Annotated in this window: 9 protein-coding genes; 4 read left to right on the top strand and 5 right to left on the bottom strand. The window is 61.3% G+C overall.

Annotated features, from left to right (window positions below):
* Nucleotides 1–6 precede the first annotated feature (6 nt).
* The 4 genes from lpdA (at nt 7) to uvrA (ending at nt 6,172) form a co-directional block, all read left to right on the top strand.
* Nucleotides 7–1,401 (top strand): dihydrolipoyl dehydrogenase, encoded by a 1,395-nt coding sequence (gene lpdA / locus ACGYK7_RS18555; RefSeq protein WP_394403882.1) that lies wholly within the window; start codon nt 7–9, stop codon nt 1,399–1,401.
* A 73-nt stretch (nt 1,402–1,474) separates the two neighbouring features.
* Complete coding sequence (locus tag ACGYK7_RS18550) at nt 1,475–2,038, top strand: methyltransferase domain-containing protein (RefSeq protein ID WP_394403881.1); 564 nt, start codon at nt 1,475–1,477, stop codon at nt 2,036–2,038.
* 6 nt (nt 2,039–2,044) lie between these two features.
* The gene (locus tag ACGYK7_RS18545) at nt 2,045–3,220 is read left to right on the top strand and encodes an MFS transporter (protein ID WP_394403880.1); all 1,176 of its coding nucleotides are present in this window, start codon (nt 2,045–2,047) and stop codon (nt 3,218–3,220) included.
* A gap of 66 nt (nt 3,221–3,286) precedes the next feature.
* Nucleotides 3,287–6,172 (top strand): excinuclease ABC subunit UvrA, encoded by a 2,886-nt coding sequence (gene uvrA, locus ACGYK7_RS18540; protein ID WP_394403879.1) that lies wholly within the window; start codon nt 3,287–3,289, stop codon nt 6,170–6,172.
* A 36-nt stretch (nt 6,173–6,208) separates the two neighbouring features.
* Here uvrA and ACGYK7_RS18535 read toward each other — a convergent pair whose 3' ends face one another.
* The 5 genes from ACGYK7_RS18535 to ACGYK7_RS18515 all read right to left on the bottom strand — a co-directional run bounded on the left by ACGYK7_RS18535 (nt 6,209) and on the right by ACGYK7_RS18515 (nt 10,834).
* Complete coding sequence (locus ACGYK7_RS18535; RefSeq protein ID WP_394403878.1) at nt 6,209–7,273, bottom strand: transketolase; 1,065 nt, start codon at nt 7,271–7,273, stop codon at nt 6,209–6,211.
* Nucleotides 7,274–7,353: 80 nt separating this feature from the next.
* Nucleotides 7,354–8,238, bottom strand: a complete 885-nt coding sequence (gene mmsB, locus ACGYK7_RS18530; RefSeq protein WP_394403877.1) for a 3-hydroxyisobutyrate dehydrogenase — start codon at nt 8,236–8,238, stop codon at nt 7,354–7,356.
* Nucleotides 8,235–9,278, bottom strand: coding sequence for an enoyl-CoA hydratase/isomerase family protein (locus ACGYK7_RS18525; protein ID WP_394403876.1), 1,044 nt, complete (start codon nt 9,276–9,278; stop codon nt 8,235–8,237). The genes mmsB and ACGYK7_RS18525 overlap by 4 nt, the downstream gene beginning before the upstream one ends.
* Nucleotides 9,279–9,286: 8 nt before the next feature.
* Nucleotides 9,287–10,429 carry an acyl-CoA dehydrogenase family protein gene (locus ACGYK7_RS18520; protein ID WP_394403875.1) on the bottom strand — a complete coding sequence of 381 codons (1,143 nt, stop codon included), beginning with the start codon at nt 10,427–10,429 and terminating at the stop codon, nt 9,287–9,289.
* 81 nt (nt 10,430–10,510) lie between these two features.
* Nucleotides 10,511–10,834, bottom strand: a complete 324-nt coding sequence (locus ACGYK7_RS18515; RefSeq protein ID WP_394403874.1) for a hypothetical protein — start codon at nt 10,832–10,834, stop codon at nt 10,511–10,513.
* Nucleotides 10,835–10,881: the final 47 nt, after the last annotated feature.

Here is a 10,881-nt window from a genome sequence, read left to right as displayed (position 1 = left end):
CTTGCCATGGCTGCCAAATCCTTTGATCTGATCGTGATCGGTGCGGGGCCGGGCGGCTATGTCGCCGCGATCCGTGGCGCCCAGCTTGGCCTCAAGGTCGCGGTGGTCGAACGGGAGAACCTCGGCGGCATCTGTCTCAACTGGGGCTGCATCCCCACCAAGGCGCTGCTGCGCTCGGCGGAAGTGTTCCACCTGATGCATCGCGCCAAGGATTTCGGTCTGGCGGCGGATAAGATCGACTATGATCTTGCCGCCGTGGTCAAACGCTCGCGCGGAGTGGCCAAACAGATGGAAGGCGGGGTGAAACACCTGCTAAAGAAAAACAAGGTCGAGGTCTTCATGGGCGAAGCCTCGATCCCCGCGAAGGGGAAGGTCTCTGTCAAAACCGACAAGGGCAGCGAAGAGTTGACAGCCAAGAACGTCGTGCTGGCGACTGGCGCACGGGCCCGCGAACTGCCGGGGCTTGAAGCGGACGGCAAACGCGTCTGGACCTATCGCCACGCCCTTCAGCCCGCGCATGACCCCAAAAAACTGCTGGTCATCGGGTCCGGTGCCATCGGCATCGAATTTGCGAGCTTCTACAACACCCTTGGCGCCGACACCACCGTGGTTGAGGTGATGGACCGCGTGCTGCCTGTCGAAGACGAAGAGATTTCGAAATTCGCCAAAAAGGCATTCGAGAAACAAGGCATGACCATCATGCAAAAGGCCACGGTCAAGAAACTCGACCGTGCGGACGACAAGGTCACCGCTCATATCGAACGGGACGGCAAGGTCGAGAAGCTTGAGTTCGACACCGTGATCTCAGCCGTTGGCATCGTCGGCAATACCGAAGGGCTGGGGCTGGAAGAGCTCGGCGTCAAGATTGATCGCACCCATGTGGTGACGGATGAATACTGCCGCACCGGGGTCGATGGGCTCTTTGCCATCGGCGACATCGCCGGTGCGCCCTGGCTTGCGCATAAGGCCAGCCACGAGGGGGTTATGGTGGCCGAGCTTATCGCAGGTCAGAAACCCCATCCCGTCAAACCCGAAAGCATCGCCGGGTGCACCTATTGCCACCCCCAAGTCGCCTCCGTCGGCCTGACCGAGGCGAAGGCCAAGGAACAGGGCTATGAGATCAAGGTCGGGCGCTTCCCCTTCATCGGCAATGGCAAGGCCGTGGCCTTGGGCGAGCCCGAGGGGATGGTAAAGACCATCTTCGACGCCAAAACCGGCGAGCTTCTGGGCGCGCATATGGTGGGCGCCGAGGTGACGGAGCTGATCCAAGGCTATGTCGTGGGGCGCCAGCTTGAGACCACCGAAGAAGACCTGATGAACACCGTCTTCCCGCATCCGACGCTAAGCGAAATGATGCATGAATCGGTGCTCGACGCTTTCGACCGCGTGATCCATATGTAGGGTGCGCGGGGGCAGGGTGCGTTTAACGCGCTGTGCCCCGCCGCACCTTGGCCAAACCGTCGGGAGCCCTGTCGTGGTCAGCCTTAACCGTGTCGTCATGCATCGCAGCACCCGCCGGATGATCGGTGGTTTGACCCCTGAAACGCTGGATGCCGCCGAGATCTCGGGCAAGTTCGGCAAACGGTTCGCGTTCAAGAGCTACACGCAATTCGCCTATCCGACCTATGACATCTGCGCAGGGCCCTTCACCGATCCCGCGAGCGGTGCCGTGCGGCAGTTCGATCTGATCCTCGCCAATCAGGTGTGGGAGCATCTCGACCGGCCCTATGCGGCGCTGACCCACGTGCAACAGATGCTCAGGCCGGGGGGCTATTTCTGGATCGCCGTGCCGTTTTTCATCCCCTTTCATGCCGCCCCGAATGACAATTCGCGCTGGTCTGCCCGGGGTCTGAAAAATCTGCTCATCGAAGCCGGGTTCGAGGCGCATCGGATCACTGCCAAGCAATGGGGCAACCGCGCCGCCGCCGCCCGCAATCTTGAGCCGGACTGGCCCCCGGCTTTCGACAAGACCACAGATGATTTGACCAACGACCCCGAAATGCCGCTTTGCGCTTGGGCGCTGGCCCAGAAGGCTTGAGGGCAAATGGCTGAACACACCTCTTTTCTGCGCGTCTTCGCACTTTGGGCCGCGGGGCTGGGGGCGGCAGCGCAATATGGCAAGATGAGTGTCATCTTCGACCTGCTGCCCAGTATCTATCCGCAGGCCGGGGCGGCGCTTGGGTTTTTGGTGTCTTTGGTGGGTGGTGTCGGTATCCTCCTCGGTGTCGTGGCGGGGCTGGTGGTCGCCCGGGTCCGCTATCGCCGTGCGCTCCTCTTCGCGCTCTGGCTCGGCGCGGCAGTATCGGCTTTTCAGGCGCTCTTGCCGGGCTTTGGCTGGATGTTGGCCAGCCGTGTCGTCGAAGGGCTGTCGCATCTGGCCATCGTTGTCGCCGCGCCGACCCTCATTGCGCAGCTGAGCGCCGTGAAAGACCGCGGGTTTACCCTGACCCTCTGGGGCACCTTCTTCGGCGTGGCCTTCGCGATCCTCACGCTTCTCGGCCGCCCGCTCGCATTGGGCTGGGGTGTGCCAGCGCTTTTCGCCGTTCACGCGGCCTATATGGCGGGCTGCGCGCTGGTGCTCTCCGCCAGCCTGCGTAGCTTGCCGGAGGAGGGCGCACAGCCGCCGTTCTCCCTGCCGCAGATGCTCCGCGATCACCTTGCGATTTACCGGTCACCCTTCCTTTCCGCCCCGGCGGCGGGTTGGCTGTTCTATACATTCAGCTTTGTCTCCATCCTCACTGTCTTGCCGCCCTACCTGCCCGAGGCATGGCGGGTGGTCACCATGGCGGCCATGCCGCTCACCAGCATCGCGGTGTCGATGACCATCGGCGTGGCGCTTTTGCGCCACTTGCCAGCGGTCTATGTTGTGCAAGCGGGCTTTGGCCTTTCGGCCCTTTCCATGGTTTGGCTTTGGCTCGCCCCCGGCGCCCCGCTGGCCTGTCTGGCGCTTGCAGGTGCCATGGGGCTGATCCAAGGGGCCAGCTTTACTGCCGTGGCGCAGCTGAACACCGGCCCCGCCGCGCAGGCGCAAGCGAACGGCGCCGTGGCGCAGATGGGCAACCTCGGCAACAGCCTCGGCACGCCGGTCATGGCCTTCGGACTGGCAAGCTTTGGCGCCGCGGCGCTGCCGCTACTTGCGGGCGGGGCTTTTATCATGGGGCTTGTGGCACATCTCCTCCTCGGTGCGGCCCGGCGTCGCAGGCAGCACGTTCCTGTTTAGTTCTCACTTTTCCGTTGGAAAACACTGCATCAGCACCTATGTACAAATCGTTAAGAGGGGCATGTGATGGCTGAGCTGAAGAACATTGAAGTGCGCGGCGCGCGCGAGCACAATTTGAAAAACATCGACGTGGATATTCCACGGGATCAACTGGTTGTAATTACCGGGCTTTCTGGTTCGGGCAAGTCCAGCCTTGCCTTCGATACGATCTATGCCGAAGGGCAGCGGCGCTATGTGGAATCGCTCTCGGCCTATGCGCGGCAGTTCCTTGATATGATGCAAAAGCCGGATGTCGATCACATTTCCGGCCTCAGCCCCGCCATTTCGATCGAGCAAAAGACCACCTCGAAGAACCCGAGGTCGACCGTTGGCACGGTGACCGAGATTTACGATTACCTGCGTCTGCTTTTCGCCCGCGTCGGCACGCCCTATAGCCCCGCCACCGGCAAGCCCATTGAGGCCCAGCAGGTGCAGGACATGGTCGACCGGATCATGACGATGCAAGAGGGCACGCGGGCCTATCTGCTGGCCCCCATCATCCGCGACCGGAAAGGTGAATACCGCAAGGAATTCATTGAGTTGCGCAAGCAGGGTTTCCAGCGGGTCAAGGTGAATGGCGACTTCTACGATCTCGATGAGCCGCCCACCTTGGATAAGAAATTCCGCCATGACATCGACGTTGTCGTCGATCGGATCGTGGTGCGCGAAGGTTTGGAAACGCGGCTTGCGGACTCGCTTCGCACCGCGCTCGACCTTGCCGATGGAATCGCCGTTTTGGAGATGGCCCCCAGTGAAGGTGAACCGGAACGCCATACGTTCTCTGAGAAATTTGCTTGTCCCGTCAGTGGCTTCACCATTCCGGAGATCGAGCCTCGGCTGTTCTCTTTCAACGCGCCCTTTGGGGCTTGCCCGTCTTGCGACGGCCTTGGGGTTGAGCTTTTCTTCGACGAGCGTTTGGTGGTGCCGGATCAGAACCTGAAGATCTACGACGGGGCGCTGGCGCCTTGGCGTAAGGGCAAGTCACCTTACTTTAAGCAGACCATCGAAGCCATTGCGAAACATTATAATTTCGATCAGAAGACGCGCTGGAAAGACCTCCCTGAGAAGGTGCAGAACGTCTTCCTCCACGGCTCAGGTAAGGAAGAAATCACCTTCCGTTATGACGAGGGTGGCCGCGTTTATGAGGTCAAGCGGGTGTTCGAAGGGGTGATCCCCAATATGCAGCGGCGCTACCGCGAAACCGATAGCAATTGGGTGCGCGAAGAGTTCGAACGCTACCAGAACAACCGTCCCTGCGGCACCTGCGGCGGGTATCGCCTGCGGCCCGAAGCGCTGGCGGTGCGGATTGGCCCGCGGGACGGCGGCGAAGATGAATTGCTGCATGTCGGCAAAGTGGTCGAGATGTCGATCCGCGAGGCCTTCGACTGGTGTCAGACGGTCCCGAACCACCTGACCGATCAGAAGAACGAAATTGCGCGGGCCATTTTGAAGGAAATCCGGGAGCGTCTCGGATTCCTAAATAACGTTGGTCTAGAGTACCTTACGATGTCACGTTCAAGTGGTACTTTAAGTGGCGGTGAGAGCCAGCGCATTCGTTTGGCAAGCCAGATCGGCTCGGGGTTGACGGGCGTTCTTTACGTTCTTGATGAACCGTCGATTGGTCTGCACCAGCGCGACAATGACCGTCTGCTCGATACCTTGAAGAACTTGCGCGATCAGGGGAACACCGTGATCGTGGTGGAGCACGATGAAGAGGCCATCCGCGAAGCGGATTACGTCTTTGACATCGGGCCGGGAGCAGGGGTGCATGGCGGGCAGGTTGTCAGCCATGGCACGCCGCAAGAGGTTGCAGCTGATCCGAATTCTGTGACGGGCCAATACCTTACCGGCGTTCGCGAAATCTCCGTCCCGGTAAAGCGGCGCAAGGGGAATAAGAAAAAGTTGCAGGTGGTAAAGGCCACTGGCAACAACTTGCAGAATGTGACGGTGGACTTTCCGCTGGGGAAATTCGTTTGCGTCACGGGCGTGTCGGGGGGCGGCAAATCCACCCTGACGATTGAAACATTGTTCAAGACCGCTTCGATGAACCTCAATGGGGCGCGGCAGACGCCTGCGCCCTGTCAGACGATTAAGGGGTTGGAGCATCTCGATAAGGTCATCGACATTGACCAACGCCCGATTGGGCGAACTCCGCGTTCTAATCCAGCAACTTACACCGGCGCCTTTACCCCGATCCGCGACTGGTTTGCCGGTCTGCCGGAGGCTAGGGAGCGCGGCTACAAGCCCGGGCGCTTTTCCTTCAACGTGAAGGGGGGCCGTTGTGAAGCCTGTCAGGGCGACGGGGTCATCAAGATCGAGATGCACTTCCTGCCGGATGTCTATGTGGAATGTGAGACCTGTAAGGGCGCGCGCTATAACCGCGAGACGCTGGAGGTGAAGTTTAAGGGCAAGAGCATCGCCGATGTGCTTGATATGACTGTGGAAGATGCGCAAAGCTTCTTTGCCGCGGTGCCGTCGATCCGTGAGAAGATGGACGCGCTGATGCGGGTCGGACTTGGGTATATCAAGGTCGGTCAGCAGGCGACAACCCTATCCGGCGGCGAGGCGCAGCGGGTGAAGCTTAGCAAGGAACTCAGCAAGCGTTCCACGGGTCGCACGCTCTATATTCTCGATGAGCCGACCACCGGTTTGCATTTCGAAGATGTGCGTAAGCTCTTGGAAGTGCTCCATGAACTGGTGGATCAGGGCAACTCCGTTGTGGTGATCGAACACAATCTCGACGTGGTGAAAACCGCGGATCATATCATTGATATTGGCCCCGAAGGGGGGGACGGCGGGGGTCGGGTCGTGGCCACGGGCACGCCGGAGAAGGTCGCCGAGGTGGCTGAGAGCTACACGGGCAAATACCTCAAGCCGATGCTGCATAAACAAACGAAAGTAGCGGCGGAATAACCGCCGCCACCCAAACGCTTTGCCAGCGCTGTGTCCTTAGAGCACGGCGCGGGCGATGCGGATCAACTGCAAGGTTTCATAGGCGCTGTCTTTCAGCGCGATGACCTGACCGTTCAAAACCGCGTAGTTATAGCCGTCTTGTGGTGCCTCCAGGCCGTAGAGGTTAATCAAATCGGCCTGAGTAAGCGCTGCGGTCGGTGCGACGTTGATGCCTGATCCGATGGTCGGCACCCGGGCGAGTTCGTTGATACGCAGCAGGGCGGTGTGATCTTCGTTGCTGAGCAGCACAGGCTGCCCGTCGATCAAGGCGTAGCGATGCCCGTCGGGGGCAGCGTCTAGATTGTAGAGCTGCGCGATTTGATCCGACCGCAACAGAAGCAATTCGCGTTCGGTGAGGGGGTCGGCCTCCAGATAGGGTTCGCGGCGCTCTTCCAATAGCGCATTGAGTTCATCATCGGAATAGCTTGCCCATTGTTCATAGGACACACCTTGTTTTGCCAAGCCCGGCGGGACACAGGGCGGGTCTTTCTTGGCCAGTCCGGGTGGGCAATTGCGATAGGTGATCAACTCCTCCTCGGGAAGCGCGGCGGCATTCAGGTCAGGCGCGGCCAATGCCAAGGCTGCGGCGCCGAGGATGACGGCCATGTCGCGCCCCTCGGGGGCGGGGGTGTTCAGAAGACGGGTGACGGTGGTCTCGCGGTCTTGGGTAAATCGGGTCACGCGCTGATCAAACTCGGCACGGTCGACGCCCTTCGGCAGTTCGACCTTATCGCCCTTGATCTTGACCTTGTCGCCATTGACCTTGATCTCGACCTTGTCGTCCTTCTTGTCTTTCTTGGCCTTTTTCTCTTTGTGCTTTTCAGCCGTCTTGTCGCGCTTGTCTTTCTTTTTCTCCGCCTTCTTTTCGTGCTTTTCCTTCTTCTTTGCCTTTTTGTCTTTCTTGTCCTTACCCTTATCGTCTTTGGCGAGCCAAAGCGTCTCGGGGCCATTGGTGTTGACAGCGGTGGCAGGCAGGGCCGGGGCAAAGCCGGTTCCGGCGGCGGCCAGCGGGCCCGCCGCGCAGGCGGTCGTCAGGATCGTGGTGATGAGCAGGCGTCGCATCAGGTGATCTCCATAAATAGGGTCATTCTGAAGCCAACGCCTGCCCGGATCAGGTCGTTCCCGAGAAGAATGCGCTCAGCTTAACCTTGCCAACCGCGCTTTTCAAAACGGGGCAGCATGGCAGAGAAGTCTTTGCCCTTTCCGCCTTCCTCTTCGACGAAGCGGGTGTAGAGCTCTTTCGCCAATGCGCCCATCGGGGTGTCTGCATCGGCCACTTCGGCGGCTTGTTGCGACAGGCCAAGGTCTTTCAGCATCAGTTCCGCGGCAAAACCCGGTTTGTAGTCGTTGTCTGCTGGCGACTGGGGGCCAACGCCGGGGGCGGGGCAGTAGGCGTTCATTGACCAGGAATAGCCAGAGGAGGTGCTGACCACATCGAACATCCGTTCGCGATCAAGGCCCAGTTTGTCGGCCAGTGCGAAGGCTTCGCAGGTGGCGATCATCGTGGCGCCGAGGATCATGTTGTTGCAGATTTTCGCAGCTTGGCCCGCGCCCGCATCGCCGCAGTGTACGGCTTTCTGACCCATGATGTCGAAGAGCGGTTTGGCCTTCTCGAAGGCCGCCTTAGCACCGCCTGCCATGAAGGTCAGCGTGCCGCCCTGCGCGCCGCCGATGCCGCCCGAGACGGGGGCGTCCACGAAGAGTAGCCCGGCTTTCTGCGCCGCATCCGCCGCAAAGCGCGCGCTTTCCACGTCAACGGTGGAACAGTCGATCAGCAAGGCACCCGGGGCCATATGGGCAACCGCTTCTTCGGCGACTTGGCGCAGGATCGCGCCATTGGGCAGCATGGTGATGACGACATCGGCATCGGCGACCGCCTCGGCGATGGTCTTGGCCTCGGCGACCCCTTCGGCGGTGGTGCCGGCCACGTCATTGCCGCGCACCGTATGACCCGCGGCGGCGAGATTGGCCGCCATCGGGCCGCCCATATTGCCCAGACCGATGAAACCGATTGTGAGTTTGCTCATGAATTTTCCTCCAACTTCAATTCGTTGTCGCCCAAGGGGGCGAGCATGGCATCGACATCGGCCTGCGGTACATCCCAGTCGGCATGTTGCCAGTTGGGGCTGCGATCCTTGTCGATGATCGCGGCGCGCACGCCTTCGATGAAGTCGCCTTTTTCAAGCGACCGCGCAGTAAAGCGGTATTCCTGTTGCAGCGCCGGGACCATGCCGATGCCCGGACCGCGCAGACGGCGCAGCATTTCCAGCGTGCAGGCCATCGACAGGGGGGAGTTGCGGCGCAGGGTCTTCAGCGTCTCGGTGGCGAAGGTGCTTTCCGATATGGAAAATGTGGCTTCGATCTTTTCCAAACTCTCCGGGGCGAAGAGGTGGTCTACCTCATCCTGAACCTCGGCCAGTTTGGACGGGGGCGGGGTGGTTGCCGCGCGGTCGAGGATGAAGGGATCGCCGTTTTCTTCCAGTTGCGCGATCAGCGCGGGCCATTGGTCTTCGGGGATGAAGCAGTCGGCAAAGCCCGCGTGCAGCACATCCGCCGGCCCCATGCGCGCCCCGGTGAGGCCGAGATATTCGCCCATCCGCCCCGGCGCATGCGCCAGCAGCAGCGTGCCGCCCACGTCCGGCACCAGCCCGATGCCGCATTCCGGCATGGCGATCTTGCTCGTCTCGCCCACCACGCGGTGCGAGCCGTGGCAGCCGATGCCGACACCGCCGCCCATGGTGAACCCCTGCATGAAGGAGATCACCGGCTTGGGGTAGCCGTGCAGCTTGTTGTTGAGCCGGTATTCATCGGCCCAGAACTGCCGGGCAAAGTCGAAATCGCCGTCTTTGCCGGTCTGGTAGAGTTGCGCCACGTCGCCGCCAGCACAGAAGGCCTTTTCGCCTTCCGCATCCAGCACCACGAGAGCGACCTCCGGGTCGTCGCGCCAAGCGTCGATGGCCTTCTCGATGGCGATACACATGTCGTAGCTTAGCGCGTTCAGCGCCTTGGGCCGGGTCAGGGTGATGCGGCCTGCGCGCCCCGTTTTGCGGATGTCGATGTCACTCATGGGTGGCCTCAGCGGTTCTTGAGCATGTCGCGGGCAACGATCACGCGCATGATCTCATTGGTGCCTTCGAGGATCTGGTGCACCCGCAGGTCGCGGACCAGCTTCTCGATCCCGTAGTCGGCAAGGTAGCCGTAGCCGCCGTGCAGTTGCAGACATTGGTCGACGACCTTGCTGCCGGTCTCGGTCACGAATTTCTTGGCCATGGCGCAGAACTTGGTGGCGTCCGCCGCGCCGGTGTCGAGCTTCCACGCGGCTTGGCGCAGGAAGGTGCGGGCGGCCTGCAACTCGATCTCCATGTCGGCAAGGCGGAACTGCAGCCCCTGGAACTGGTCGATGGTCTGGCCAAAGGCCTTTCGGTCGCCCATGTACTCCAGCGTCTTGTTCAGCGCGGTCTGCGCCGCACCGAGCGAGCAGGCGGAGATATTGAGCCGCCCGCCGTCGAGGCCGGCCATGGCGTATTTGAAGCCCTTGCCCTCTTCCCCGACGAGGTTCTCGGCCCCGATCTTGCAGTCGTCGAACTGCACCAGCGCGGTGGGCTGGCTGCGCCAGCCCATCTTGTCTTCCAAACCGCCGAAGCTGAGGCCCGGGGTGCCGTCCTCGACATAGACGGTGGAGACACCGCGCGCGCCCTCGTCGGAGGTGCGGACCATGGTGACATAGGCGTCCGAATAGCCGCCGCCCGAGATGAAGGCCTTGGTGCCGTTCAGCGTATAGCCCTCGTTGGTGCGCTCGCAGCGGGTCTTGAGCGCGGCGGCGTCGGAGCCGGAGCCGGGCTCGGTCAGGCAGTAGCTGAGCACCGTCTCCATGGTGAGGACCTTGGGCATGACGCGCGCTTTCATCTCGTCGCTGGCAAAGGTGTCGAGCATCTTGGCGCACATGTTGTGGATCGACAGGAAGGCCGCGACCGAGGGGCAGGCCATCGACAGCGCCTCGAAGACCAGCGTGGCGTCGAGGCGCGTGAGCCCCGCGCCGCCGGTCTCCTCCGATACATAGAGCCCGCCAAAACCCAACTCACCGATCTGCGGCCACAACTCCTTGGGAATGGTGCCGTCCTTCTCCCACTGATGGGCATGGGGGGCGATATTGTCCTGCCCGAAGGCGTGGGCCATATCGAAAATGGCGGTCTGTTCCTCGTTCAATGCGAAATCCATCGCGGCTCCTCTCTGAAGTCATGTGTCCTTGGAACTGAACACTTGTTTAATTATATCAGCCGAAAGGAGTCGCAACAAGCGTCACAGATCGGCGTGGTATTCTTCGATCAGATGGCGCACGACGGCCTTACCACCGTCGCCCTTGGGCGCCTCGGTCCAGACCCGGCGCTGGCGCTCGGCGGAGGTTTCGCCCCGCGCGGCGTCGCGCAGCGCGCAGACCTCGTCGAGGCAGCCAAGCGCCTCGGCATCCTCGGCCAGCATCGAGACAATCTCGTCGAAAAGCTGGTCGAAGGGTTTCATTTGCCGGTCGCCGAAGTCGATCAGCGCGTCCCCGGTGCCGTAGCGTTGCGCGCGCCAGCGGTTCTCGCCGATCAGGAAACGGTTCTCTGATTGCGGCTGTGTCAAGCGGGATAGCGATCTGTCCGTTCGGGGTCATGGTTCTCTCCGAGGTC

Source organism: Sulfitobacter sp. 1A15299, assembly GCF_043556915.1.
Lineage (GTDB): Bacteria > Pseudomonadota > Alphaproteobacteria > Rhodobacterales > Rhodobacteraceae > Sulfitobacter.
This window is presented reverse-complemented; position numbering and strand designations above follow the sequence as displayed.

Coding starts and splice junctions, on each gene's coding strand:
- lpdA (WP_394403882.1), top strand. CDS start 7: ATGGCTGCCAAATCCTTTGATCTGATCGTGATCGGTGCGGGGCCGGGC.
- ACGYK7_RS18545 (WP_394403880.1), top strand. CDS start 2,045: ATGGCTGAACACACCTCTTTTCTGCGCGTCTTCGCACTTTGGGCCGCG.
- uvrA (WP_394403879.1), top strand. CDS start 3,287: ATGGCTGAGCTGAAGAACATTGAAGTGCGCGGCGCGCGCGAGCACAAT.
- ACGYK7_RS18535 (WP_394403878.1), bottom strand. CDS start 7,273: ATGCGACGCCTGCTCATCACCACGATCCTGACGACCGCCTGCGCGGCG.
- mmsB (WP_394403877.1), bottom strand. CDS start 8,238: ATGAGCAAACTCACAATCGGTTTCATCGGTCTGGGCAATATGGGCGGC.
- ACGYK7_RS18525 (WP_394403876.1), bottom strand. CDS start 9,278: ATGAGTGACATCGACATCCGCAAAACGGGGCGCGCAGGCCGCATCACC.
- ACGYK7_RS18520 (WP_394403875.1), bottom strand. CDS start 10,429: ATGGATTTCGCATTGAACGAGGAACAGACCGCCATTTTCGATATGGCC.